At 46.0% G+C, this 26071-nt stretch carries 21 protein-coding genes; 12 read left to right on the top strand and 9 right to left on the bottom strand.

Translation table 11 applies throughout. From position 1 onward, the window contains the following. Positions 1-115: 115 nt before the first annotated feature. Complete coding sequence (mutL, locus tag ABQ275_RS23520) at positions 116-2011, bottom strand: DNA mismatch repair endonuclease MutL (protein WP_349315585.1); 1896 nt, start codon at positions 2009-2011, stop codon at positions 116-118. A gap of 322 nt (positions 2012-2333) precedes the next feature. Between mutL and msrB the strand changes: the two genes are divergently transcribed. Next, a complete protein-coding gene (msrB, locus tag ABQ275_RS23515; protein WP_349315584.1) occupies positions 2334-2819 on the top strand; it encodes a peptide-methionine (R)-S-oxide reductase MsrB in 486 nt (161 codons plus the stop codon). Between the two features lie 82 nt (positions 2820-2901). Further along, the gene (locus tag ABQ275_RS23510; protein ID WP_349315583.1) at positions 2902-3918 is read left to right on the top strand and encodes a GyrI-like domain-containing protein; all 1017 of its coding nucleotides are present in this window, start codon (positions 2902-2904) and stop codon (positions 3916-3918) included. A gap of 59 nt (positions 3919-3977) precedes the next feature. On the opposite strand, the gene ABQ275_RS23505 is transcribed toward ABQ275_RS23510, so the two are convergent. Beyond that, positions 3978-4256: a YciI family protein gene (locus ABQ275_RS23505; RefSeq protein WP_349315582.1), complete on the bottom strand. Its 279-nt coding sequence runs from the start codon at positions 4254-4256 to the stop codon at positions 3978-3980. A gap of 212 nt (positions 4257-4468) precedes the next feature. On the opposite strand from ABQ275_RS23505, the gene ABQ275_RS23500 reads away from it, so the two are divergent. The 4 genes from ABQ275_RS23500 (at position 4469) to ABQ275_RS23485 (ending at position 8624) form a co-directional block, all read left to right on the top strand. Continuing rightward, positions 4469-6283, top strand: a complete 1815-nt coding sequence (locus ABQ275_RS23500; RefSeq protein ID WP_349315581.1) for a DUF4836 family protein — start codon at positions 4469-4471, stop codon at positions 6281-6283. A gap of 107 nt (positions 6284-6390) precedes the next feature. Next, positions 6391-7041 (top strand): ATP-binding cassette domain-containing protein, encoded by a 651-nt coding sequence (locus ABQ275_RS23495; protein WP_349315580.1) that lies wholly within the window; start codon positions 6391-6393, stop codon positions 7039-7041. A 10-nt stretch (positions 7042-7051) separates the two neighbouring features. Next, the gene (locus ABQ275_RS23490) at positions 7052-8248 is read left to right on the top strand and encodes an FtsX-like permease family protein (RefSeq protein ID WP_349315579.1); all 1197 of its coding nucleotides are present in this window, start codon (positions 7052-7054) and stop codon (positions 8246-8248) included. A 55-nt stretch (positions 8249-8303) separates the two neighbouring features. Further along, positions 8304-8624 carry a Dabb family protein gene (locus tag ABQ275_RS23485; RefSeq protein WP_349315578.1) on the top strand — a complete coding sequence of 107 codons (321 nt, stop codon included), beginning with the start codon at positions 8304-8306 and terminating at the stop codon, positions 8622-8624. Here the strand turns inward: ABQ275_RS23485 and ABQ275_RS23480 are convergent, their stop codons facing one another. Together ABQ275_RS23480 and ABQ275_RS23475 are read right to left on the bottom strand one after the other, a co-directional pair. After that, positions 8625-9743 (bottom strand): DUF2891 domain-containing protein, encoded by a 1119-nt coding sequence (locus ABQ275_RS23480; RefSeq protein WP_349315577.1) that lies wholly within the window; start codon positions 9741-9743, stop codon positions 8625-8627. Between the two features lie 18 nt (positions 9744-9761). Further along, complete coding sequence (locus ABQ275_RS23475) at positions 9762-10997, bottom strand: geranylgeranyl reductase family protein (RefSeq protein WP_349315576.1); 1236 nt, start codon at positions 10995-10997, stop codon at positions 9762-9764. Between the two features lie 139 nt (positions 10998-11136). Between ABQ275_RS23475 and ABQ275_RS23470 the strand changes: the two genes are divergently transcribed. Both ABQ275_RS23470 and ABQ275_RS23465 read left to right on the top strand, forming a co-directional pair. Next, positions 11137-11439 carry a YbaB/EbfC family nucleoid-associated protein gene (locus ABQ275_RS23470; protein ID WP_349315575.1) on the top strand — a complete coding sequence of 101 codons (303 nt, stop codon included), beginning with the start codon at positions 11137-11139 and terminating at the stop codon, positions 11437-11439. A gap of 167 nt (positions 11440-11606) precedes the next feature. After that, complete coding sequence (locus ABQ275_RS23465) at positions 11607-12848, top strand: PepSY-associated TM helix domain-containing protein (protein WP_349315574.1); 1242 nt, start codon at positions 11607-11609, stop codon at positions 12846-12848. 54 nt (positions 12849-12902) lie between these two features. On the opposite strand, the gene ABQ275_RS23460 is transcribed toward ABQ275_RS23465, so the two are convergent. The 3 genes from ABQ275_RS23460 to ABQ275_RS23450 all read right to left on the bottom strand — a co-directional run bounded on the left by ABQ275_RS23460 (position 12903) and on the right by ABQ275_RS23450 (position 15443). Then, the gene (locus tag ABQ275_RS23460) at positions 12903-13598 is read right to left on the bottom strand and encodes a hypothetical protein (protein WP_349315573.1); all 696 of its coding nucleotides are present in this window, start codon (positions 13596-13598) and stop codon (positions 12903-12905) included. A gap of 61 nt (positions 13599-13659) precedes the next feature. Further along, positions 13660-14694, bottom strand: coding sequence for a GTPase ObgE (gene obgE / locus ABQ275_RS23455; protein ID WP_349315572.1), 1035 nt, complete (start codon positions 14692-14694; stop codon positions 13660-13662). Between the two features lie 161 nt (positions 14695-14855). Beyond that, positions 14856-15443 carry an adenylate kinase gene (locus tag ABQ275_RS23450; protein ID WP_349315571.1) on the bottom strand — a complete coding sequence of 196 codons (588 nt, stop codon included), beginning with the start codon at positions 15441-15443 and terminating at the stop codon, positions 14856-14858. A gap of 283 nt (positions 15444-15726) precedes the next feature. On the opposite strand from ABQ275_RS23450, the gene ABQ275_RS23445 reads away from it, so the two are divergent. Further along, positions 15727-18708 (top strand): glycoside hydrolase family 3 N-terminal domain-containing protein, encoded by a 2982-nt coding sequence (locus ABQ275_RS23445; protein ID WP_349315570.1) that lies wholly within the window; start codon positions 15727-15729, stop codon positions 18706-18708. Between the two features lie 71 nt (positions 18709-18779). Here ABQ275_RS23445 and ABQ275_RS23440 read toward each other — a convergent pair whose 3' ends face one another. After that, positions 18780-19226 carry a hypothetical protein gene (locus ABQ275_RS23440; RefSeq protein ID WP_349315569.1) on the bottom strand — a complete coding sequence of 149 codons (447 nt, stop codon included), beginning with the start codon at positions 19224-19226 and terminating at the stop codon, positions 18780-18782. 215 nt (positions 19227-19441) lie between these two features. On the opposite strand from ABQ275_RS23440, the gene ABQ275_RS23435 reads away from it, so the two are divergent. Beyond that, positions 19442-20485, top strand: coding sequence for a COX15/CtaA family protein (locus tag ABQ275_RS23435; protein ID WP_349315568.1), 1044 nt, complete (start codon positions 19442-19444; stop codon positions 20483-20485). Between the two features lie 37 nt (positions 20486-20522). Continuing rightward, positions 20523-22754 (top strand): patatin-like phospholipase family protein, encoded by a 2232-nt coding sequence (locus ABQ275_RS23430; RefSeq protein WP_349315567.1) that lies wholly within the window; start codon positions 20523-20525, stop codon positions 22752-22754. 13 nt (positions 22755-22767) lie between these two features. On the opposite strand, the gene ABQ275_RS23425 is transcribed toward ABQ275_RS23430, so the two are convergent. Further along, entirely contained in the window at positions 22768-23769 is a 1002-nt protein-coding gene (locus ABQ275_RS23425; protein ID WP_349315566.1) for an alpha/beta hydrolase, read from the bottom strand. Between the two features lie 254 nt (positions 23770-24023). Between ABQ275_RS23425 and typA the strand changes: the two genes are divergently transcribed. Then, on the top strand, positions 24024-25832 hold the full coding sequence (typA, locus tag ABQ275_RS23420; RefSeq protein WP_349315565.1) for a translational GTPase TypA: 1809 nt from the start codon (positions 24024-24026) through the stop codon (positions 25830-25832). Positions 25833-26071 lie beyond the last annotated feature (239 nt).

The following is a 26071-nucleotide window of genomic DNA, read 5'->3' as shown; positions in this document are numbered from 1 at the left end:
TACGGATTTACGGATTTTTTGATTTAGAGATTTATAATGCAGCGGAGATCATTAAATTTTCTATTCCGCTGCATTATAAATCTCTAAATCAAAAAATCCGTAAATCCGTAAATATTTAATCCTGGTTACTGCGTTCGAACATCCGCGCGAGATCGGTGAGTTTGAAGGAGATGAAGGTGAATTTCCCGCCTGGTGCTACGTTGGGCATGCTGCAGGCAAAGAGTTCATCGATCATATTCTGCATTTCACGGGCAGATAATATTTTTCCGGCAGGAACGGCGCTATTGCGTGCCATAGAGCGGATCAGCGTTTCGCGTCTGTTGACTTTCAGTTCACAGAAGTGCTTGAATTGTTCCAGCAGTCCTTCTATGGTAGCCTGGTCGTTGCCGGTTTGTATGTCGGCGGGTGTACCACGTACTACGAAAGTGTGATTTCCGAAAGGTTCCAGTTCATAGCCCAGCGCCTGTAGTTCCGGTAGCATTTCGCTGATGAGGATGGCATCTGCGGGGGGCAGTTGCAGCGTTTGTGGAAACAGGCTTTGTTGTGTGGCCATGGGTGTTTCCTGCAGGGCGCGCATGTAGCGTTCGTACAGAATCCTTTCATGGGCGGCCTGTTGATCTATTAATATGAAACCTGATTTTATCTGTGACAGGATGTATTGCTGGTGTACCTGTACGGGTACTTTCTGGTCAGTAGCAGTGTCTTGCCAGCGTTCATCGATAACAGAGGCGGTGGCATGCGGCTGACTTTCATACGTAACAGCAGGGCGGGTTTCCGGTTCCGTAGTATAGGCGTCGGAGGTATACTGGCCGCTGCTTTTGTTTTCGTAGAGATCTTTCCAGTGGCGGAGGTTACTGCTATTGCTGCTCTTATCAATCATGTGGGCCTGGTTGGCCTGTGTAAATGATTTGTATAAGGGAGAATGGGTGTATTCCTCCTGTTGCTGTGCGGTGAATGGTTTGCTCACAGCGTCCAGTGCCTGGATGTTGGGGTCCAGGTCAAAATCCAGGGTAGCAGTTACGCTGAACTGGGCCAGGGCGTGTTTGATGGTTGCCTGTACAAAGGCATACATCACTTTTTCGTCATCAAATTTGATTTCCTGTTTCGTAGGATGTACGTTGATGTCTATGTGTTCCGGGTTTACATCAATAAACAATACATACAGCGGGAAGCTGTCTGCCGGGATAATATCAGCAAAAGCGTTCATCACTGCGTGGTGCAGGTACGGGCTTTTGATATAACGGTTATTCACGAAGAAGAACTGGTCGCCGCGTGTTTTTTTAGCGGTTTCCGGTTTGCCTACAAAGCCGTATACGTTCATGTAGTCGGTGCTTTCCTTTACACTTACGAGGCGGGCATTGTAATGTTGTCCGAGAATAGCGATGATGCGTTGTTTGAGTGATCCTTTATCCAGGTGGAAAAGTTGCTGGTTGTTGCTGACCAGGGAAAACTGGAGTTGGGGATAAGCCATGGACACCCGGATAAATTCATCCACAATATGCCGCATTTCTGCCGCATTGCTTTTGAGGAAGTTTCTGCGGGCGGGTACGTTGAAGAACAGGTTTTTCATGGCGATGCTGGTACCTTCTGCTGTCTGGCAGGGTTCCTGTTTCTTCACCAGGCTGTTGTCTATCTCTATATAGGAGCCGAGATCTGTTCCTTTTTTACGGGTTTTGAGTTCTACCTGTGAAACGGCGGCAATAGATGCCAGGGCTTCCCCCCGGAATCCCATGGTCCGGATCTGGAAGAGGTCTTCTATAGATTGTATTTTGGAAGTTGCATGACGCTCAAAGCACATACGGGCATCTGTTTCACTCATACCACCGCCGTTATCAATTACCTGCACTAACTCTTTGCCTGCATCTTTTATGATCAGCTGAATCTCTGTTGCACCCGCATCCACTGCATTTTCCAGTAATTCTTTTACCGCCGATGCCGGTCTTTGTATCACTTCTCCTGCAGCTATCTGGTTCGCTATATTGTCTGGTAATAAATTGATGATATCCGCCACTTACTAGCCTTTTGGCGTAAAGTTAATAATTTAAATGCAGTTGCTCACCGGTGATTATCAGACTGTTTGAAACAAAAAGGCATAGGATTTGTCAAATTAGCTGTTTGATTTAAAGGATTTAACAATCCATAGCGTCCGTTCATACGTAATTTTATAGGAGAAAATGGCATGACTGGAGATAGGCTGAAAATAAGAGATAGTGTTAAAGACATGTTAACGAAACAAATCTTCACATATGAACCTGCGGAATCTGATACTTTTGGGGATATCGGTTTTAGTTACCAACTGTACATACTCGCAAAATAGCGAAAAAAAGAAAACAATGGAAGAAGAAGGAAAAAAGAAGGGAGAAATTTACTCCCACTCGGATACCGGCAAAGTAAATAAAACGGATGAAGAGTGGCGGAAGATTTTACCGGCAGACGTTTACAACATTGCGCGTGAGAAGGGTACAGAATGGGCATTTACGGGAAAATACTGGAACAGCAAGGAAAAGGGGATGTACTATTGCGCCGCTTGCGGAAATCCTCTTTTTGTGTCTGATGCTAAATTTGAAAGCAGCTGCGGCTGGCCGAGCTTTTTTGAGCCGGTTACCAAAGGCAGTGTTATTTATGCACCGGACAATGCACATGGGATGCATCGTACAGAAGTACTTTGCGGCCGCTGTAAAGCTCACCTGGGCCATGTATTTGATGACGGGCCGCCGCCAACCGGTTTGCGCTACTGTATTAACTCCGTAATCCTGGATTTTGAACAGGCAAAGGAAGCTGATCAGAATTTTAAGGGAAAAGAGAAAGGAAAAGAATAATTCGCTAGCCCAATCTATTGCCAACGCTACTGCGGGTTGCACAATAAAATGATGTATTTTTATTGTAATCAATCCCAAGAGTATGAAAGTATTAAAAACACTCGCCTGGATTATAGGTATTCTCTTGTTCATTTTGCTGGTACTCATTTTTGTTGCTCCTACCCAAATGCATGTGGAACGCTCGGTGGAAATTAATGCACCCGCGGCCATTGTGTGGAATGATATTGTGAAATTTGAACGGTTCAACGAATGGAGTACCTGGAAAAAAATGGATTCCTCTGCCAGGTATACCATCACGGGCGATGACGGCACCGTAGGCGCCAAAGATTCCTGGAAAGGAACCAAGATAGGAGAAGGGTTCCTGCAACATCTTTCCCTTGAACCCTATAAAAGGGTCCAGCAGAAACTCACTTTCCTGACTCCCTTTAAATCCGAGTCCGACGTCTTTTTTAATTTATCCGAAGCTGCCGGTAAAACAAAAGTTACCTGGGGATTTGATGCACATTATGACCGGCCACAGAATGTGATGTCGTTTTTCATGAAAAGCTCCCTGGAAAAGGATTTCGAACAGGGGCTCAATAACCTGAAAAGCATGTCCGAAGCAGATAAGGACGGTCCAGGTACCCCCAATGGTATTGATGTAACGGTAAAGGAAATGGATTTTCCGGCTACAACGTATGCGGCTGTACGAAAAACAATTCCCATGAGAAACATAGCCGCCTTTTACCAGACCAACCTGGGAGCTGTATTTAAAGCTGCTACGGCCGCCAATCTTAGCCCGGGCGTACCTTGCGGTTTATTCTTTACCTGGGATGAGAAGAAGCAACAGACAGACATGGCAGCAGCCATTCCTGTTCCCGAAGGCAGTACCCTGGGAAACGGATTTGAAATAATAAAACTACCTGCCGCCCGCGCTGCTTATGTAGATTATTATGGGCCTTATGATAAAACCGCTAATGCGCATGTGGCACTACAGCAATTTATTGCAAACAAGGGGAAGAAAATAATACCGCCCATGATAGAGATGTATGTGACAGATCCGGGCATAGAAAAGGATAGTAGCAAATGGCTGACTAAAGTCATTTACTTTATGCAGTGATAATCAGCTCGTAAGAGATCTGAGCGTTGGAAGTAGGCGCAATAAAAAAGAAGAAAGAACTATTTTTCTGCCACCGCTGCGTAGGCCGTTGGCTCAAACTCAATGATCTCATACAATGCCAGCTGGTATTTCTCCAGTGGATCTTCGCTCATGATTTGCTCCACCTCCTTGCGGCTGGAAGCCTGACAGAGTATCAGGGAGCCGGATTTGGGCTTCCTTCTGCCGGAAAGAATAAACTTTCCACTGTCATAATACTTCTGAAGGAACGCTGTGTGGGCCTCCATAAAGTGTTCTACGGCCGCAACCGGACGGATGTACTGTAATAGAATCAGGTACATAATGGTTTTTCTATGGTTTAGTTATTAGGTTCATAGCAATAGCAAAGGTATAAACTTATTCAGTATGGAAATATTGTGCATTGACAGATAAAAAGAGACATATAAGCTACAAAAATATACGTACTTTTGCAGGAATAAAATACCACGATAGTGGGAATGTACTGTAGACGATTGTGTGAACTCCGAACCAATTTTTAATTTTTATACTTTTTATGAAAAGAACAATTTCCAAAGTTTTGTTAACCGCTGTAACAGCAGCGGTTGTGATGTCGGCCTGTTCCAGGATGCCGGATGAAGCCAGGCACATTCCCAAAACAGCCGGTATCGTACTCGACCTTAATGCCAGACAGATCAGTCAGAAACTGGTGACCAACGGGGTTACCATGGACAAACTCTTTACTGCTGTGCAAACCAAAGACACCGCCAACGAAATGATGAAAGCCTGGAAAGACGCCGAAAATTCAGGTGTTAACCTGCAAGGCCACTTTTTAGCGGCTTTCGTTTTTCAGAACGTACCTGCTGATCATAAATCCTACGTAAGTATTACGGCCAGCCTGAAAGATGCGGATAAATTCGAGGCCTACCTGAAAAAGAACGTGCCCGACTTCTCCCTTAAAACACAAAATGATTTTAAGTATATATGGGAAGCGAAGCAGCATGCCGTGATCGGCTGGAATAAATCCACCGTTATCTACGTCAGCGCAGTAGATGCCAACGATCTCAATAAATTTACTCCCGGCGGCACTCCCGGTATACCCGATGAAGATCAGTCCGATGAGATCGATTCAGCTGCTGAAGATGCAGCGGCAGCAATTGACTCCGTTGCTACAGCTACACCTGCAGCCATGGTAACCGCAGAAGAGGACGCCGAGGTGAAAGCCTGGGTTGCTGAAGTAGATCATCTCTTCCACCTGAAAGAAGCTGAATCAGCCGGTTCCCTGGAGCCATTTACCAAAATGCTGAAAGAAAATGCTGATATGGGCATCTTTATGAACCCCGAAGCTATCTATAACAGCGGCCAGTTCACCATGATCCCTGCCAACTTCAAAAAGCTGATGGAAGGATCATACTATGCAGGTACCGCTAATTTTGAAAAAGGCAAGATCCTGATAGATGGCTCTTCTTACTTCGGTAAAGAAATGGCTGCTATCTACAAAAAATATGGTAAGAAAGAAATTGATATGGATATGCTGAAGAAATATCCTTCAGAAAATATCACCGGTTTTGTTTCTTATGCTTTTGATTTCCACATGATCGGAGAAATCATCAAATCAACCGGCATGGACGGTATCGCCAATATGTTCCTGACCGGAAAATCAGGACTGTCGCTGGATGACCTGCTGAATGCATTTGAAGGTCAGATGACCTACGTGGCTTCCGACTTCGCCATCAACAAAAAAGAATCTGCTTATTTCCCCGGCGAATTTAGCGAAGAACCAACCGCTAAATGGATCTTTAACCTGAAAGTGGGTAACAAAGATGCTTTCAATAAAGTGATGACTTCCCCTATGCTGAAAGATGTTTTCACAAGGGAAGGTGACCATTATGTAATGACCAACCCGATGATGGCTGGCGGTGTACCACCGATGTCTATCACGGAAAAAAACATCACCCTTGGTTCAGACAGCCTGCTGTTGCAGCAATACCTGGCTGGCAAAGGCAGCATCAAACTGCCTGAAGGCGTTGAAAGCAAAGTAAAAGGCAGTATGCTGGGCGGCTATGTGGATCTGGAAAAGGTCATCAAAGTTATCCCGGAAGATAAGGCGAGCGAAGATGAAAGACCCATCCTGATCAAAGCGAAAGAACTGTTTAAGGATTTCACCATCGTAGGTCATCCGGTAAGCAGCGGTGTACAGCACACAGAAGCGGTACTGACTTTCAAAAACAAGGATGAAAACAGCCTGGTGCAGTTAGTCAACTTCGGTACAGAAGCAGCGAAAATAATGGAGGCAAAAAAACAAAGAGAAAAATCTTACGAAGACAGCCTGTTCGCAGCACCTGCTGATACAGTGAGCGCAGCCTACTAAAAAAATAGGAATTTAGTTATTTAGAGATTTAGTTATTTTGTTTCAGTAGCACATTTCTTACTGAAACAAAATAACTAAATCTCTAAATCATTTATATTAGCTGGTATATGCAAATACAGCTCGAACACCTGCTGCCCATACCCTTAAAGGACAAGCTCCTGCAACGGCCATCCGGTATCTGGAACCAGGAAGTCACCTTTAAGCCAGGCAGTTTTGTGAAAATTAAAGCGCCTTCCGGCACCGGCAAAACCACGCTGGTACATTACCTGTATCATATCCGTTACGACTATACGGGAAAAGTGCTGGTGAACGGACAGCCGTGGCAGGCATACGATAAGAATGCAGTTGCAGCAATGCGGCAGGAGCAGATCAGTATTATATTCCAGGACCTGCGCCTGTTTGATCAGCTTACTGCGGAGGAAAATATTACCCTGAAAAGAGTGATGTTACAAAATCCTTACTGCTCCGCAGAAAAGATAAAGGAAATGGCCGCGTGGCTGAACGTAACCCATGTGTTACAGCAAAGCAGCAAAACCCTTTCCTATGGCGAGCGACAGCGTATTGCTATTATCCGTGCACTGGTACAGCCATTCCGGTGGCTACTGATGGATGAACCATTCAGCCACCTGGATGAAGATAATGCACAGCGCGCTGCCGCACTGATTGCAGATGAGTGCAAAGCCCGCAACGCCGGGTTTATTTTAACAGACCTGGATAATGATCAGCACTTCCATTACGATGTGCATTATCAGCTTTAATGTATTTTTCATGCGCCCTTTTTTCGAACTACTCAAAAAGATAATACAGACCGGTGTCGGTAAAAGCCGTTTCCTCATGGCTTCCGTGGGATTGGGCATTGCTATGCTGCTCATCCTGGTGGCTATCCAGGTACACACCAATTTCAACCAGTTGCTGTATGGCGCTAAAAATCAGAATGAAACTGCCGACTTCCTCGTAATCAATAAAAAGATTACCAATGCTACAATGGGACAAACCGGTAAGAGCGCATTTACGCCCGAAGAAATTGCAGCGATACAACAGCAGCCTTTCGTACAGGCGTTTGGGTTAATTACCTCCAGCCAGTACAGGGTAGTGGTACAGGCTCCCGGCGATCTGCATTTTGCTACCGACATGTTCTTTGAATCCGTGCCTGATAGTTTTATTGATGTGAAAGATGAAGACTGGAAATGGCATCCGGGCGACCGCACTATTCCCATCATTTTGCCCAGCGACTTCCTGAACCTGTATAACTTTGGATTTTCGCTGAGTCAGGACCTGCCGCAGATTTCACAGGAAACGGTAAAGGCTTTGCCCTTACAGGTGAATATCTCCAACAATGCTGTGTCCGAGCAATATATAGGGCATGTTGTGGGATTTTCCGACAGGATTTCTTCTTTCCTGGTACCAGCTTCATTTATGGAATGGGCCAATGAAAAATACAGCGATACCAAAGTGACGACCACCTCCCGGCTGATCATCAAAACACCGGACCCCTCAAGCCCGGTGCTGGTAAAGTTCCTGGATGATCATGGCTATACCACCAATATGGACAAGCTGAAATTCAGCAAGACCCGGATGATCGTACAAACCATTGTATCTGTAATAGGTTTTTTTGGGTTGATATTATTGCTCTTTGCTATGCTGGTATTCAGCATGTTTATACAATTGATCATTGCTTCCTGCAAAAAGGAGATTCAGCTGCTGGTGACATTAGGAACAGCTCCGCAGCAACTGCAACGATACCTGTTGAAACAATTTGTGCCACTGTACATTATCATCGGTCTTGTTTCGCTGGTGGTAGTAACCGGCTTGCAGTACTGGGCTGCAATGGTATTGGCTAAGCACGAAATGATTGTTACGCCCTGGCCCGGACTGCCGGTGTTTGCTGGGGTTGTGCTGATCCTGGGACTTGTATATGCGGTAAACAGGTATACCGTTAACGCGTATGTAAACAGGGAATCATAAGCCTTGCATTTTCTGCTACTAACGTGTATTTTAGAGCACTTAAAAAATAAACAGGATGAAAGCGTTGGATAAAAAATTTGTACACGTTGTTAACTTCTACCTCAAACCAGGTTTGTCGCAGGAAGATGTATTGCGCTTTGAAGCCGGTGTGAGCAGCCTGCATACGATTGATGAGATCAAAATATTTAATGTAGGAAAGCCCGCGATTACAGATCGTCCGGTGATAGACAAAAGCTATAGCTATTGCCTGCTTTGTGTTTTTAATGACATAACAGCGCACGATATTTACCAGGTACATCCCGTACACCTGCACTTTATAGAAACCTGCAAGCAGTACTGGGATAATGTAGTGATCTTCGATTCTGAAACGATCTGATTATAATTGCTGTTCGGCGGTAAGCATGTATACGGCAAATGATGCGAGCCAGTGTTCGCCGGCGTAATTACCGCTGGCGATCTGTGGAAAAGATGTCATCCGGTGCTTATCTGCCAGTTGCTGAATGGCTTGCTGATTCCTGCCTCCATGACGCGCAATAGCCTCCAGGCACCAGGTGCGGCTCAGGTTCAGTCCATCCAAATGCACGAGCTTTCCATCCGTACGATCCTTTACCTGCCCGGGTTGCAGGATACTGATAGGTGCTTCAAACAGGCCGGGTAAAAAAGCGTATAGCCATGTGCGGTATTCCTTTTCCGGCATGATGCGGCGCATCAGGTCCGCTTCTTCCAGGCTGGGCGACAGGAAATCATAACCTCCCGGTTCCCAGGCAACGGGTGCATTTTTATCGGCGGCATAAAAGCGGGTGGCCGTATGGCGGATCGCCGTTTGCAGGGCGGTATCGTTGGCTGTTTTTGCATAATCCCAGGCCAGGCAAAGACCAAAGGCGAGGTTGGTGTGTTCGCCTACCCGGATGGGATACATGATCTTATCTAAAAAATCAATGTAAGCTTTTGAAAAGAAGGTTGCGAGTGGTTGTACGTTTTGACTCAATTCCTTACCCAGCGGGTCGTTCCAGGTGAGCAGCTCGCGCTGTAATTGCAACAGCCAGCTCCATCCATAGATGCGTTCAAAACTTTTATTTTCCTGGCTGGTAAAGAGTTGTATCTCTGTTTTTATATTAGCTGCGGTGAGATGTTGTGCCAGCCGGGTACGGATCACCTGGTTCTTTTCCATATCCGGAAACATTTTCACCAGGCGTACCAGCATCCAGTGACCGTGTACACTGCTGTGCCAATCGAAACAACCATAGAAAGCCGGGTGATAGTTTACCGGCGCCCCCAACAAAGAACTGTCGGAAAATACAATACCGGTTTTATAAGGATACGCCTGATCCAGACACTTCAACGGAAGGGCTGCCAACATATCGGCCACCCTGGCTGTGATCAGGGGGGTGTGCCGGGGAGAAGGTTCTTTTTCTGCTGCTGTCATCTTGTTTGCTTGTGCGGTTACGGCTACAGGAAAAAGGAGTAGTATAACCCATCTGCTTAAATATCTCACAAAAGAAAAATTATTATATTATCTATTAAATAACAGCTTTACATAGAACATTGGATTCCCTAGTTTTTTCCGCAGGTCTACTTCATGGAACATGCAGGACATCAGGTCTTTCAGTTGTTTATTGCGGGAGCCCATTTTCATCAGCATATTAAACAGCCATGGGTATTTGATGAGTTTCTGCAGTTTGGTGCTCACCTCTAATTCCGGTCCCAGGATGCGGTATACATTTTCGTCGTAGGCATCAAAAAACTTATCGGAGTAGTCGTTGGCAGCGATGGCCGCAGCTGCCTGCTGGGCGGCTATTCTGCCGGAGTACAGCGCATTGCCGATGCCTTCACCTGTGAAAGGATCGATGAGGTACCCCGCATCGCCTACCAGCATATACCGTTCGCCGTGGAGTTTTCTTTTTTTGCTGCCCAATGGAAGTCCGTAGCCATCTATGTTTCCAACCAGGGTGGCGTCTTTAAAACGGTCCTTCATGGTAGGATCTGTTACCACCGTTTCGAGCATCAGTTTTTTCAGGTTTACCTTTTTGTTGCGGGCATTGTTGCTGAGCATACCTACGCCCACATTGGCTTCGCCATTGGGGAGCGGGAAAATCCAGAGGTAGCCGGGCAACATATTTTTAAGGAAATGCAGTTCTATGAAATTGTCTGTATGTAGTCCGGTGATGCCTTTATAATAGGCGCGGATGCCGGCCACATAGTGTTCCGGTTCCATTTTTATACCGGCTACATCTTTGGTAAAGGCAGAATGGGCGCCGTTGGCAACCAGGATCACCTGCGCTTTTACCTGGAAGGAGCCATCATTATTAGAGAGATAATATCCATCTTCCTCCAGCCGGTATTTATCTATACTTACGCCTTCAAACAAACGGATTTCCGGGCGGCGTTTCATTTCGTCTACCAGGAAATTGTCGAAATCGATGCGTTTGCATACAAAGCCACGGGGATCATTTTTATGGTTCTCGTAATCGGGTTTGTAAGGAATATCCATACCGATGCGATTAGGTGCGACAAACTTTACGCCCCAGCTATCCATTTTAAAGGCAGCTTTTTGCAGGCGGGCACCCATTTCCTTGTCTATCCGTTCAAGTATGGTGAGCACTTTTCCGCTGAGACCATCGCCGCAGACTTTATCTCTCGGGAACACTGCTTTATCTGCCACGATACATTCAATGCCAAGTTGTGCCAGCTGTAAAGCCGCGCAAGCGCCACCGGGACCGGCGCCAATGATACAAACCTTTGTTTCCATTTTTGCTGATACTATTACCTGCTGGTAAGATACGGAATTGTTGCTTCCACCATCGCTTATAAAAAAAAATATGCATATCAAAGCCTTATGCAGAGCGGCTGTAATCGCTTATCTTTGCAGTTCTTAAAAACACACGAACATGTTTGGTGATTTATTTGGTAAGCTGACACAGATCCAGCAAAAAATGAAAGAAGGTAAAGCGCGTCTGGCGAATGTAACACTGGAAGGGGAAGCCGGTGACGGTGCGGTAAAAGTATCGGTGGATGGTAACCGCCAGGTAAAAAGTATTGATATTGCCGCGCACCTTTTTGCGCCTGAACGCAAGGAAGAAATGGAAGACCTGTTGCTCACCGCTTTAAACCGTGCGCTGAAAGATGCAGAGGGTTCCTGGGAAGCAGAAATGAAGAATGCCGCCGGTGGTATGCTGGGCGGGTTATTATAAGCGGTTCACGCAGCCGCATACAGGGGCAGGTGAGCAACGGGTTTTAAAGGTCCGGTGCTTACCTGCCCTTTTTTTGCAAAAAATTCCGTTTTGCGTAAATCTTTTTCCCGTTTTGCGTAGACCGTTCCGGGTTATGATTGTTTCTTTGCCTTTTGGATCGATCTGCTATGAAAGTTTTTTTTCGCCGTATACACTTATATCTTGGTCTGGCGGCCGGCCTGGTTATTACGATTAGTTGCCTGACCGGCTCATTGCTGGTTTTTGAAAAGGAACTGACAGAAGCGTTTAACCATGACCGTTACTACGTGCAACCTGCCGCCCAGCGTCTTCCGCTGGACGAAATAGCCGCCATGGTAAAGCAACAGGTGCCCGGCGCCGGCGTGTCCCGCATCCAGGTATTTGCAGATCCTTCCCGTACCCTGGCCGTGTCGCTGGACGAAAAAAAGAAAGGCGGAAAGAAAGAAGTGAAAGGGGCGGCGCCTGCACAAAATAAAGTAGCAGGCAATAAGGATGTAAAAGCTGCCGAAAAGAATGCACCCCCAAAGAAAGAAAAGGGTGGCCGCACGGCGTTTGTAAATCCTTACACCGGCAAAGTGGTGGAACTATACAGCTATCAGCAAACATTTTATTATAAGATCTTTTCATTGCATCGCTGGCTGCTGGCGGGCGACACAGGAAAGATGATAACAGGGATCAGTACCCTCATCTTCGTATTTATACTGATCACCGGTATTGTACTCTGGTGGCCTAAAACCCGGAACATTCTCAAACAACGCATCAAAGTGAAGTGGGACAGGGGCTGGAAGCGCCTGAACCACGACCTGCACATCGTACTGGGTTTCTACGCCGCGATATTCCTTTTTGTATCTGCTTTTACGGGGTTAACTATCGGGTCCGAATGGTTTAGCAAAGGGCTGTATGCCGCATTGGGCACTTCTCCCAAACCGACGGAAGCGCCGGTTTCTGTACCGGATCCTGTCATCACCCATAAAACTATTTCTTTTGAAACAGCGTTGGCACAGGTAAAGCAACAGGTACCGGATGCTCAATATTATTCCCTGATGGCGCCCAAAGACACTGCTGCGGCCTTTATGGTAACCCTGCTCCCCGCGGGAACCCTGCACGAAGGCGCTACTACCAGCTATTACCTGGATCAGTTCAGTGGCAAGGTGCTCAAATCACAGACTTTTGGAGAAAAGAACCTGGGCCAACAAATCCGCAGCAGCGTTAAACCGCTGCACACAGGCGCCATTTTCGGAAAAACCTCAAAAGTATTTGCCCTCATCATTGCATTGCTGGGCGTTACTTTCCCTACTACCGGCACCATACTGTGGATTAACAGGACGATGAAGAAAAAGAAAGGCCCTAAAGCTAAAAGCAGGATAACTGCTACAGCAGTAGCTGCATAAAATATTTTAGCGGGAAATTTTTGCAGATAAACAAATGAAGATAACAGCCTCATTTTAGAAAGCTACCTCTATGACCAGCAGTTTGTTGATCCTCGCAGCTGTTCTTTTACTGAGACTGTTCAGTTTCAGGTAGTAGGTGCTGATAGTGGCCTGCGGGATCTTTTCCGTGTGTGCAATACGGGCATACACGTCTTTACTATAATTTTTTTTCACGTATTGCTGTAATGCCGGGAGGCTGAAGGCGGGAAACAGGGTGCGTTCCTGGAGCGTATATCTTTTGCAGATAAAAAAGTTATTGGCTTCGGCAGTAAGCATTTCCCAACCGGCGCGGTAGTGCTTCCAGTTTTTAAGTGCTACGGTACCAATAACGATACTGGTTTCATAGCTTTGGGAGACTTTAATTTTCTCCGTTTCGCGGGTAGTGATGGCCAGCATCTGGCCTTCGATGGTATGATGACGGCGGAGGGTGAAGAAGAGGGTATCCGGACGAAGTTCAAAATCATTGCGGGCGTGGTCCGGGGAAATCCAGTCGAGCGACAGGTAACAATCACCGAAACGGATATACGTAGTAGAGTCGTGACTTACCACAGATACTTCGTTGGAGGCTACTTTAACGGCTGATTGTGCCGGAGGCGCTACCAGCAGCATTGTATCAATTTGTACAGGCCTTTCCATTCCGGGGACGGCAGATTGCTGGCAGGATGCAAGCAGCGCCAGTGCGGGCGCTGCCAGTTTTACAAATATATTCATGGTATGTGGGATCGTATAAAAACGAACGTTGGCGTTGTTATCCCATTCAGCACTGCACCAGTTATTCTGCTTTCACAGTGTCCCCGGTATTTACCTTGTTGTTATTGGCAGTAAGGGCAGTCCACAAAATATCTTTCAATTCACTCAGCCCCAGTTGTGTTACGGACGAGATAAATACGTGTGGTACATTTTCCGGTAATTCCGCTGATATAGCGGCTTTCAGCTCATCATCCAGCATATCGCTTTTACTGATGGCCAGCAGAAACTGTTTATCCAGTAATTCGGGATTATATTGTTCCAGCTCATTTACCAGTACATCAAACTCTTTACGGTGATCAGCACTGTCGGCAGGAATCAGGAATAATAATACGGCGTTTCTTTCAATATGTCGTAAAAATCGGTGACCTAATCCTTTTCCTTCGTGGGCGCCTTCAATAATACCGGGAAGATCTGCGATACAGAATGATTTGTTGTCGCGGTATTCCACCATACCCAGTTGGGGGGTGAGGGTGGTAAAAGCGTAATCGGCTACTTTGGGTTTGGCAGCGGTGAGTGTAGAAAGGAGGGTGGATTTACCGGCATTGGGGAATCCTACCAGTCCTACGTCTGCCAGTACTTTCAGTTCTACTACTTTCCAGCCTTCGGTGCCGGGCATGCCTGGTTGGGCATATTCGGGTGTTTGGTTGGTAGCGGATTTGAAGTAGGCGTTGCCTTTGCCGCCCTGACCGCCGGGAATCCAGATCAATTCCTGGCCATCGTGTAGTATTTCGGCTTCTATGCGGCCGGTTTCTTCATCTTTGGCTTGTGTGCCCAGCGGTACTTCGATAATGATATCCTTTCCAAAGCGGCCTGTGCAGTTGTCGCCACTGCCGTTTTCACCATCTTCCGCCAGCAGGTTTTTATGCCAGCGCAGGTGCAACAGGGTCCATAACTGGGCATTACCTCTTAAGATAACGTGCCCGCCTCTGCCGCCATCACCACCATCCGGACCGGCCTGCGCATTGAATTTGGTACGCATAAAATGCATACTGCCGGCGCCGCCTTTCCCGGATTTACAAAATACACGGATATAATCTACGAAGTTCGCTTTTTCCACTAGTCTCAAAATTTTAAAGTCACGCTGTTGTCAGACAGCGTGAAAAACAAAACGCAAAGATCGTTAAGTTTAAGCTAATTAGTACATCCCGGTACTATGAGCCGCCAACTTACAATCTTTGCGTTGTATAATAAGATGATAAAAGTCTTTATGAATAAAGGTTACACCTTTTCAGCCACCAGTTCATTCACTTCTTTGCTCAGCAGTTCGAAAACTTCTTCTTCGCTGCCATCGCCTTTCACTTTCCTGAATTTACCAAATTTGGCGTAGTGATCAGCCACTGGTGCCGTTTTATTATGATACTCCACGATACGGGCTTTTACCACGCTTTCAGAAGCATCATCGCTGCGACCGGAGGTTAAACCACGGTTCAGCAAACGTTTTATCAGTTCATCTTCCGGAACTTCCAGGGATAATACTACTGATATCGCCGTTTTTTTCAGCGCCAGTAATTTATCCAGTGCTTCTGCCTGAGCAGTAGTACGGGGAAATCCGTCGAAAATGAAACCACGTGCTTCCGGATTAGCGTCCAGCTTGGAACTGATCATGCCTATCACCACTTCATCCGGTACCAGTAATCCCTGATCCATGAATTTAGTGGCTTCCTGACCCAACGGTGTCTTATTACCTATCTCACTACGCAGCAAATCGCCGGTAGACAGATGTATAAGTCCGTACTTTTCAATAATCTTAGCACTTTGTGTACCCTTACCACTACCGGGAGGGCCAAATAAAATGAGATTGACCATGTTTTATTAAAATCTACGTTTTCGCGCAAGGTTGCAAATATAGCAAACAGTTGAATGTATTTGTAATTAAAATTACAATTGATTAAAGTAATATGAAAGATTCCGGCAAAATAGTAAAGATATTTTAAATTTTATCCGTAATCTCTAAAGTATCGTTAAAGAGGAATGCTAATTTAATGAATATCTTCCTGTCTGACAAAATCATATAATTAATATTAATAATTAGTTGATTGTCAGCCGGACAGCTACTGGATTCTTGCCCGATTATTTGTAAGTTTATGACATGAGGAAACAAATACTGGTTGCAGGACTTACCGGCTTGCTGATGACGGGGAATGCGATTCCCATGCCGTCCGGTGCGAACAACGGGAAGAAACATAAAAAGGTAACCACACAAACAGATCCGCGGCAGGACAGGGCCTCGCAGTGGGCCGATAGCGTATTTCAGTCGCTCACCCCGGATGAGCGCATAGCACAACTCATTATGATCCGTGCACATTCCAACCTGGGACAGGATCATATCAACGCAGTAATAAAAGATATTCAGGATAACAAAGTCGGTGGCGTCATCTTCTTCCAGGGAGGGCCGGTACGGCAAGCCAACCTGACCAACTACTACCAGTCCATTTCAAAAGTGCCGTTACTCGTGGCTATCGACGGTGAATGGGGACTCGGCATGCGCCTGGACAGCGTGATTTCATTACCCCGCAACATGATGATAGGCGCCGTGCAGGATACCGCCCTGGCTTATGACGCAGGCCGTATCATGGGAGAACAGTGCAAACGGCTCGGTATTCATATGGACTTCGCGCCGGACATGGACGTAAATAACAATCCCAACAACCCGGTCATTAATGACCGTTCTTTCGGGGAAAATAAATACCAGGTAGCCCGTATGGGTATAGCCACCATCAAGGGCATGCAGGACGTAGGTGTAATGGCCTGCGCCAAACATTTTCCAGGTCATGGAGATACGAATGTGGATTCACATCTTGATCTGCCTACCATTAATAAAACACGGAAACAACTCGACTCCCTGGAGCTGTATCCTTTCCGGGAAGCCATCAAAGCAGGTGTAGGGGCCGTCATGATAGGACATCTCTATATACCTGCTATCGATAAAAAACCGAATACGCCCACCTCTATTTCCTACAACGCAGTAACCAAAATCCTGAAAAACGAATTTGGATTTAAAGGACTTGTAGTGACCGATGCGCTGGAAATGAAGGGCATTGCGAAATTCTATACAAAAGGACAGGAATCCTTACAGTCGCTGCTGGCAGGCAACGACCTCATGATCCTGCCTTCTACCGCTGCCGGCAGTGTTGCCGCCATCAGAAAAGCTATCAAAAACGGGCAGATCAGCGAGGAAGAAGTGAACGAACGCGTGAAAAAAGTACTGCGGGCCAAATATGACCTGGGCCTGTGGAAACCGCAACAGATTGATACCCGCAACCTGGCAAACGACCTTAACGAACAAACAGATTCTCTGCGCCGCCGCATTGCACAAAATGCGATTACCCTGGTGAGGAACGATAAAAAACTGGTGCCGTTTTCTCCGGCTATGGTGCAACAGAAGCTGGCTGTAATAGCTGTGGGCGCGGATGTAAACAATACTTTCCTGGAAGCCGTGAAAACATATAAACCCGGTACAGATGCTTTTATCTTCACTTCCCGTCAATCTGTTCAACAGATTGCGCCGATTGTATCCCGCATCCAGCGTGATTATAAGGCGGTAATTATCAGTGTGCACGACTTCAGTCGCCGGCCGGCCAACAACTTTGGCTTATCGCTCGCGGAAAAACTGATTGTGCGCCAGTTGCAACAGGAAATGCCTTCCGTTACCGTGGTATTCGGAAATCCGTATGCCATTAAGAACTGGTGCGATGCACCCGCTATCATCGCCGCTTATGAAGATGACAGCACCACCCAGCGGGTGGCTGCCGACCTGTTATTTGGAGAATTGGGCCCTAAAGGGAAACTGCCGGTAACCGTTTGTCCCGGTCTGCCTTCCGGTACAGGCATCACGTATGAAATAAACCAGTACACGGAATTACTCAAGGCTTCACCACTGGCAGCCGGATTGAACGAACAGACATTACTGAAAATAGATGGCCTGGCCAGCGATATGATTGCCCGTGGCGCTGCTCCGGGCTGTGAAGTATTGGCAATGAAAGATGGGAAAATAGTGTACAACCGTTGCTTCGGACATTACGAATACAACAAAAAGGAACCGGTATCACCACAATCTATTTATGACCTGGCATCCGTAACAAAGGTTTGTGCTACCACGATATCTGTTATGCGCCTTTATGATGAAGGGAAAATAAGGCTCGACGCTACGTTGGGCGATTATCTCCCTTTTGTGCTGGGTACAGATAAAGCGGGTTTGAAGATCCGCGATGTGTTGTTGCATCAGGCGGGCCTGGTTGCCTACATTCCTTTTTATAAGGAAACGCTGTATCCTGATGGCTATCCCGATACGCTGCTGTATCATCCTACAGCGGAGCCCTCCCATATGATCCGTGTAGCGGATCGCATGTATATGAATGACGATTATGTAGACTCCATCTGGAAAAAAATTCTTGACAGCAGGTTGTCGCCCCGTCAGGGCTATGTCTACAGTGATCTTGATTTCCTTTTCCTGGGAAAGGTAGTAGAGCAGGTAACCGGAAAAAAACTGAATGTATACGTACAGGATACTTTTTATAATCCGCTGGGACTGGCTACCACCGGCTTTTTGCCAAGAACACGGTTTGATTTGTCGGCGCTGGTACCAACGGAGCACGAGCATTTTTTTCGTGAACAGTTACTACGTGGGGATGTGCATGATCCCGGCGCAGCCATGCTGGGCGGCGTAGCCGGTCATGCCGGGTTGTTTTCCAATGCGCATGATCTGGGAATTATTATGCAGATGTTGCTGAACAAGGGTTCATTCGGTGGGGTACAGTATATTAAACCGGAAACGGTCAAGCTTTTTACAGCATACAGCAGTAATATCAGCCGCCGCGGACTGGGGTTTGATAAACCTGAAAAAGATAACAAAACCAGGAGAGAAGCATATCCCGCAAAGTATGCTTCCAGCGCGGTTTTTGGCCATACCGGTTTTACCGGAACCTGTGTATGGGCTGATCCGGTGAATAATATGGTTTTCATTTTTCTGAGTAACCGCGTGTATCCTAATGGCGGTTCCAATTCAAAAATATCAGCACTGAATACAAGAGGGAAAATGATGGATGTGGTATATGAAGCGATAAATAAATAATTTATTAAAGATAAACGCCGGTTCATCCAGCCATTGTTGGGCAGATGAACCGGCGTTTATTATTTCCGCAACTACATGGAAACGCTCCTGTTTACCACGGTTTGTGTTTTGATCTCAATTTCTTTCTCTGTTATTCTATTCTTTCCGTTTTTAATTTCAAAAACATATTCACCGTCTTCGAGTGACTGTAGGTTGTAGCGTGCATCAAACCTGGCAGCAACCGGCAGCATTTCACGGTGGAGGATATTGTTGAACTTATCTTTTATGTAGAGTGTCAGCTTTTCGTTTTCGGGGTTATCAACAGTGAGTTTGAAAAGCAGGGAATTTTTTTCCAGTTGTGATATTTCAAAGCTGCATGTTTTCTTCGCTGGTGTTGCAGCAGGTTGTTCATGTGTATACCTGGTGGCATTATAAGCAAAAGGCTTTTCCTGTGCAGTGCTGTGTAGCACTGTGGTGAGGATAGTGGCCAATACCAACGTTACTGCTTTGGGAGCTAAAACAAAATTTACGTGTTTCATGACATTATTTTTTTTATGTGTTGAGCTTTTTAACCGGGTTTTCTATTTTCGATGCAAAGCTCCGGTGTTGGGGTTAACAGAATATTACGGAAGTGTTAAAAGAATGGAAAATTTAAAGTGAATTACGGGAGATCGGGCTATTTCTGTACATCTTATTAATCCTGGTCTGATTTGTAATTCTTTTAAGCCTGTTATTCCCTATTTTTGCAGCGTTTATGGAAGCAGTTAATATTAAAAATAGCCGCCCCGTTGCTATCTGGTTATACATAGGCGTGGGCATGTTGGTGATTCAGGTATTATTGGGAGGACTTACCCGTCTGACTGGCTCCGGCTTGTCTATTACGGAGTGGCAACCTTTGTTGGGCGCGTTTCCGCCTATGAATGAGACCGATTGGCAAAAAGCGTTCGATGGCTACAAACAGATTGCACAGTATAAATATGTGAATAATCATTTTACGTTAACGGATTTCAAATTCATTTTTTTCTGGGAATGGTTGCATCGTGATTGGGCCCGTTTGATAGGTTTTGTGTTTATCATACCCTTCATCTATTTTGTTATTAAGAAGAAGATCGATAAGAGTATGATCAATCCTATGATTGTACTGTTCCTGTTAGGTGCATTGCAGGGTGTTATTGGCTGGGTAATGGTAATGAGTGGGTTGAATGATGAGAATCTGTATGTAAGCCATATACGGCTGGCTGTTCATTTTATAGCTGCATTGGTGCTGTTGTGTTATGTGTTTTGGTTTGCGTTGAAATTAAGCGTGCCCGACAGAGAAGTGCTGCAGGTACCTGGTTTGCGCCGGCTGAATATATGGTTGTTGATGATTGTGGCGGTGCAGCTGGTGTACGGCGCTTTTATGGCTGGTCTTCATGCCGCCCTGGTGGCCAATACCTGGCCCGATATCAATGGCGCCTGGATTCCTGCCGGGATGTTTTCCCAGGGAGGGTTTGTTGTCGATATTGTTCATAATCCCATTACTATCCAGTTTATTCATCGTGGGCTGGCTTATCTGATTACCATTTTGATTGCTTTGTGGTGGTGGAAGGCAGCAAAAGTACCTGTTGCCAGTTGGCTGCATGGTACCCGCTATCTGCCTTTGTTGCTGGTATTATTGCAGGTGTTACTGGGTGTGCTGACCTTACTCAGCAGTCAGATCAAAATACCATTGAGCTATGCTATCCTTCACCAGTTTGTAGGAATGCTGTTGTTATTATCATTGGTATGGAGCTTATTTCTCAGCAGGGCTGAGAAATAAGTAATTTTTCCGTAGGTTTATTCGTAATAATCGTCTGATGAAGGTGAAATTATTGCTTATAAAAATTTACTATTCTTTCCCTATACAGTTACTGCTGCTGCATTTCAGAAAGTACCAGGTATTACTCATCTTCTGGGTCATCCTGTTTAGTACGATCAATGGAGGATTTGCCAAGGTATTTGGGGGAGATGCGCTTTACCTGGCACCGGAGTACCTGGGAAAGGTAAATTTTTACAGTACCACCATCCTGGGACTCGCTACTGGCATGTTTATCATGAGTTGGCAGATTACCACCTTCATTTTGCATACGGGCAGATTTAAATTTCTGGCAACTACTTCCCAACCCTTTTTTCGCTATTGTCTCAATAATTCTATTATACCGCTGGCTTTTTTCCTTTGCCTGATTTTCCGGGGATGGGAGTATCAGCGTTATGAACAGTTGAGTACCATTCCTGAAATCCTGTTGCTGGGAGAAGGGTTTGTGTGCGGAGCACTGTTTATCATCTTCTTTTGTTTTTTCTATTTTTTTAATGCAGATAAAAATATCGGCCGGCGCCTGGAGAAGCGTTTTGGTAACCCGCGCAATTTCCTGCGGATCATATTAAAGCCTACACAGGAGCCGGATGAGAATGCGCTACCGGTGCATAATTACTTTTCAACACCGTGGCGTATCCGCCGGGCCAGGAATGTGGATCATTATAACAAGCATTACCTGGACAGCATCCTGAAACAACATCACTTTGCCGCGATGATCACTGTGGGTTGTTCGTTGATCTTCCTGGTAATACTGGCGTATATGATGGATTATGAAGTGTTCAGGATCCCTGCCGGCGCCAGTGTACTGATCTTTTTTGCCTTCCTGATAGGAGTGGCAGGGGCTTACTCCTATATGTTGCAAACCTGGTCTATTCCTGTGCTGTTGGTGATGTTATTCGGTCTGAACTGGATGGTGGAAAATAGCTGGGTGGATAACCGCAACAAAGCCTACGGCCTGGATTACCGTCAAAAGAAGGAGCGACCGGAATATAGTGTAGATGCCTTGCAAAAATTTTTTACACGGGAGAAGTATGAGGCAGACAGAAAGCAGACCTTGGAGATCCTGCGTACCTGGAGGGCCAGGTTTCCGGCAGGTAAAAATCCACCGCTGATCGTCATGAACTTCAGTGGTGGTGGCAGCCGTTCCGCTACCTGGACACTGAATGTATTACAACGGCTGGATAGTTTACTCCACGGCCGTTTGATGAAACATACCGTGCTGATGACCGGTGCTTCCGGTGGTATGCTGGGAGCCAGCTATTTCCGGGAATTGTATTATCAGCAGTTACAGGGAAAGCCGGTGAGGTTGGGAGATAGTATTTATGCAGAAAGAGTTTCGCGTGATCTGCTGAATTCTGTATTCAGCGCGCTGGCGGTAAATGATTTCATTACTCCCTGGAGAAGTTTCCAGATGGGGGAGAATCATTATGCGAGAGACAGGGGCTATGCTTTTGAGATGCAGCTGAATCAGAATACAGACAGCGTATTAAATAAATCGTTGAAAGACTATCAGTTGCCGGAGAAAAGGGCAGACATTCCCATGCTGATCTGGAATGCTACTATCAATGCAGATGGCCGCCGGTTGATGATTTCCCCGCAACCCATCAGTTATTTGTGTAGTCCGCAATACCTGTATCCTACCCGCCAGGTACGCGATATTGACGGGGTGGATTTCGGGCAGTATTTTGCCGCTCAGCATGCGATGGATCTTCGGGTGACGAGTGCGATCCGCATGTGTGCTACCTTCCCTTATGTGTTACCGAATGCTTTTTTGCCGAGTAATCCCATCGTGGATGTGATGGATGCCGGTATCCGCGATAATTTCGGACAGCAAACCACTTTGCGGTACCTGTATACTTTTAATAAATGGATCAATGAAAACACCAGCGGCGTGGTGTATCTTCAGATACGCGATACCCGCAAAAACGATATCTCTCCCATCAAAAAAACAAAAGATCTCAGCGACCTGCTTTTTGAGCCACTGTTTACTATGCAACAGCACTGGAGCGCCATGCAGGACTTCGACCAGGATGACCTGCTGAATTATATGGAAGGTTATTTCCCCGATAAGTTTCATCGTGTCATCTTTCAGTATGTACCGCAAAAGCAGGATAAGGCAGCGGCGCTTTCCTGGCATCTTACCTCCCGTGAAAAGCTGGATATTGCGCATGCGCTGGATAACCCTGCCAATCAGAGTGCCCTGGAGTATGTGGTGGAGCTGCTGGCGGAATAGAAAGCCGGCGCAACTACGATTTCAGGAAATCCAGTAATGGTGTAATAAATTTCGTATAGGCTTCTATGTGAGGGAGGTGACCTACGCCTTCAACCGGCACAAGTGTGGCGTGAGGTATCCGCTTTGCTGCATTTTTCCCCAGTTCGGGATAGTTCCCCAATGTTTTGCGTACCTCTTCCGGGGCACTGGCTTTGCCGAGGGCGGTGCGGTCGCGCTGCCCGATGATCAGCAGGGTAGGCGCCTGGATGTTTTCGAACTCATAATATACCGGTTGGGTAAAGATCATATCGTAGGTGAGGGCGGCATTCCATGCTACCTGTGCATAGTCGGGGCTGTGTATCCAGCTGGCTTGCAGGGAGGCCCATTTGTCGTAGGCGGGCCTCCATTGGCCGGCGTAGTAGCTGTCCAGCTGGTATTTTTTGATCTTATCATAGTTCTGAACCAGCTCTGATTTATACCATTGGTCTACTGACTGATAGGGCACTTTTACTTTCCAGTCTTCCAGGCCGATGGGGTTTTCGAGGATGAGTTTTTCTGTCACTTGTGGGTACATGAGGGCGAAGCGGGTGGCCAGCATGCCGCCCATGGAATGCCCCAGTACGGCCACTTTTTCTATCTGTAAGGAGTCCAGCAGAGCTTTGGTGTTCTGAGCCAGGAGCTGGAAGCTGTATTGCAGGTGTTTGGGTTTGGATGATTTGCCGAAACCTACCTGGTCGGGGATGATGACGCGGTAGCCGTTGTTGCTAAGGCCGGCTGCGGTGCTGTCCCAGTAGGCGCCGCAGAAATTTTTACCATGGAGCAACACAACTGTTTTGCCGTTTGGGTGCGCGGGTTGTACATCCATGAAGGCCATCAGTAAGGGTTCGCCCTGGATCAGCAGTTTAAAGAAATGAACTGGGTAGGGGTATTTATAAGCCGTGAGCATGATATCCTGTGCAGGAATTGTTTGGGCTTGTATTTGTGGATAATAACCAGATAGGCATATAATAGCCAAAACGAGTAGTTTCTTTCTCATAGTGAATATGTTGCGTATGGGGCTTGGAACAAATCTGACGCCATAAAACTTTTTGTTTTATAAACGGACTAATAATTAATTATAAATAACTGGCTGTCATATTGTTAGAAGATGGATTTTACAAGTGACTAAATGGTTACATTTATTTAAAGCACGCTCCCTTCATTTTCGCTATGTTTTCGTACCTTTGCGCCTCATTTTTGTAGCTATTAGCTTAAATTTTGTTAATGGCTGATAGCTAAAGACATAAGTATATGAACATTCGTAATATCGCAATTATTGCACACGTAGACCATGGTAAAACTACTTTGGTTGACAAGATCCTTCATCAGGCCAATGTATTCCGGGCTAACCAGGATTCAGGGGATTTGATTATGGATAGTAACGATCTCGAAAGGGAACGTGGTATCACCATCTTCAGCAAGAACGCTTCTGTTGAATACAAGGGAACCAAGATCAATGTAATCGATACTCCGGGCCACGCCGACTTCGGCGGTGAGGTGGAGCGTGTATTGAAAATGGCTGATGGTGTTATCCTGCTGGTAGATGCTTTTGAAGGTCCGATGCCACAAACCCGTTTTGTGTTGCAGAAAGCTTTACAGCTGAACCTGAAACCTATTGTTGTTATCAACAAGGTGGATAAAGCTAACTGCCGTCCTGATGAAGTACATGATGCAGTATTTGAATTGTTTTTCAACCTGGATGCTACTGAAGAACAGCTGAACTTCCCAACCTTTTATGGTTCCGGTAAGAATGGCTGGTTCAACAATACATTAGAACAGAGTGAAGATATTTCTCCGTTGATGGATGGTATCCTGGAATACGTTCCGGAGCCTTCAACACCGGAAGGCAATCTACAGATGCAGATCACTTCCCTGGATTACTCTTCTTTCCTTGGCCGTATTGCGGTAGGTAAAGTTGCACGTGCTTCCATTGAAGAAGGTCAGTGGACTACCTTAATGCAGACAGATGGTACCAGCAAAAAACAGAAGATCCGTGAGCTGTATATCTTTGAAGCATTAGGTAAAAGAAAAGTAACAAAAGTATTTGCCGGCGATATTTGCGCGGTAGTAGGTATTGAAGATTTCAACATCGGCGATACTATTGCTGACGCTGAAAATCCTGAAGCATTACCGGTTATCAGTGTGGATGAACCTACCATGAACATGTTGTTTGGTATTAACAACTCACCGTTCTATGGTAAAGATGGTAAATTCGTTACTTCCCGTCACCTGCGTGATCGTTTGATGAAGGAAACTGAAAAGAACCTGGCGCTGCGTGTAACAGATTCTGAAAATGCAGATAGCTTCATGGTATATGGTCGTGGTATCCTGCACTTAGGTGTATTGATTGAAACCATGCGTCGTGAAGGATATGAGCTGACTGTAGGTCAACCTCAGGTAATTGTGAAACTGGTGGATGGTAAGAAATGTGAGCCGTACGAGACCCTGGTGGTAGACGTTCCGCAGGATTTTGCCAGCAAAGTGATTGACCTGGTTACCCGTCGTAAGGGCGAAATGCTGATCATGGAAACCAAAGGTGAAATGCAACACCTGGAATTTGAAATTCCTTCCCGTGGTTTGATCGGTTTGCGTACACAGATGCTGACTGCAACTGCAGGAGAAGCTGTAATGGCACACCGCTTTAACGATTATAAACCTTGGAAAGGCGCTATCCCAGGCCGTAACAATGGTGTACTGATTGCTAAGGAAGCTGGTACTACTACCGGTTACTCTCTCGATAAATTACAGGACAGAGGTTCTTTCTTTGTTGATCCGGGAGAAGAAGTATACAAGGGCATGATTATCGGAGAAACCAATAAACCAGGTGACCTCGTAGTGAACCCGAATGAAGGTAAGAAACTGACCAACATGCGTGCAAGTGGAACAGATGGTGCTGCCAACATTGCTCCTAAGATCCTGATGACACTGGAAGAATGTATGGAGTACATCCAGCATGATGAGTGCATCGAAGTAACGCCTAACTTTATCCGTATGCGTAAAACCATCCTGGACGAAGAAGAGCGTAAGAGATCTGCTAAAGGCATGAAAGCGGAAGCTTAATTTGATAAGATAGTAAGATTAACAAGTGATAGAAAAGCCGTTCCGATTACCGGAGCGGCTTTTTGTTTGGAGGATACTGTTATTTTAAAAAGCAGTTGTGTGTGCTGTAAGTGACTTCATTGCAAAAAAAAATCCCCGCCCAGAAAAAGGCAGGGATGTGCATACTAACCCAATGCTTACTAAAACTAAAACTAACTTCTAAGTATATACTAAAATTATATTTTATGGCGTAGCTTAAT

It is taken from the genome of Chitinophaga sp. MM2321 (genome assembly GCF_964033635.1).
GTDB lineage: Bacteria > Bacteroidota > Bacteroidia > Chitinophagales > Chitinophagaceae > Chitinophaga.
Note: the sequence above shows the minus strand (reverse complement) of the source record. Positions and strands in the feature narration are given on the sequence as shown.

Bases quoted from the DNA above. Each gene is read 5' to 3' on its own strand.
- ABQ275_RS23440 (WP_349315569.1), bottom strand. From the start codon at position 19,226: ATGAAACACGTAAATTTTGTTTTAGCTCCCAAAGCAGTAACGTTGGTA.
- ABQ275_RS23460 (WP_349315573.1), bottom strand. From the start codon at position 13,598: ATGAATATATTTGTAAAACTGGCAGCGCCCGCACTGGCGCTGCTTGCA.
- ABQ275_RS23425 (WP_349315566.1), bottom strand. From the start codon at position 23,769: ATGAGAAAGAAACTACTCGTTTTGGCTATTATATGCCTATCTGGTTAT.
- ABQ275_RS23430 (WP_349315567.1), top strand. From the start codon at position 20,523: ATGAAGGTGAAATTATTGCTTATAAAAATTTACTATTCTTTCCCTATA.
- typA (WP_349315565.1), top strand. From the start codon at position 24,024: ATGAACATTCGTAATATCGCAATTATTGCACACGTAGACCATGGTAAA.
- ABQ275_RS23505 (WP_349315582.1), bottom strand. From the start codon at position 4,256: ATGTACCTGATTCTATTACAGTACATCCGTCCGGTTGCGGCCGTAGAA.
- ABQ275_RS23500 (WP_349315581.1), top strand. From the start codon at position 4,469: ATGAAAAGAACAATTTCCAAAGTTTTGTTAACCGCTGTAACAGCAGCG.
- ABQ275_RS23490 (WP_349315579.1), top strand. From the start codon at position 7,052: ATGCGCCCTTTTTTCGAACTACTCAAAAAGATAATACAGACCGGTGTC.
- ABQ275_RS23445 (WP_349315570.1), top strand. From the start codon at position 15,727: ATGAGGAAACAAATACTGGTTGCAGGACTTACCGGCTTGCTGATGACG.
- ABQ275_RS23470 (WP_349315575.1), top strand. From the start codon at position 11,137: ATGTTTGGTGATTTATTTGGTAAGCTGACACAGATCCAGCAAAAAATG.
- ABQ275_RS23485 (WP_349315578.1), top strand. From the start codon at position 8,304: ATGAAAGCGTTGGATAAAAAATTTGTACACGTTGTTAACTTCTACCTC.
- ABQ275_RS23435 (WP_349315568.1), top strand. From the start codon at position 19,442: ATGGAAGCAGTTAATATTAAAAATAGCCGCCCCGTTGCTATCTGGTTA.
- ABQ275_RS23495 (WP_349315580.1), top strand. From the start codon at position 6,391: ATGCAAATACAGCTCGAACACCTGCTGCCCATACCCTTAAAGGACAAG.
- msrB (WP_349315584.1), top strand. From the start codon at position 2,334: ATGGAAGAAGAAGGAAAAAAGAAGGGAGAAATTTACTCCCACTCGGAT.
- ABQ275_RS23465 (WP_349315574.1), top strand. From the start codon at position 11,607: ATGAAAGTTTTTTTTCGCCGTATACACTTATATCTTGGTCTGGCGGCC.
- ABQ275_RS23450 (WP_349315571.1), bottom strand. From the start codon at position 15,443: ATGGTCAATCTCATTTTATTTGGCCCTCCCGGTAGTGGTAAGGGTACA.
- ABQ275_RS23510 (WP_349315583.1), top strand. From the start codon at position 2,902: ATGAAAGTATTAAAAACACTCGCCTGGATTATAGGTATTCTCTTGTTC.
- ABQ275_RS23475 (WP_349315576.1), bottom strand. From the start codon at position 10,997: ATGGAAACAAAGGTTTGTATCATTGGCGCCGGTCCCGGTGGCGCTTGC.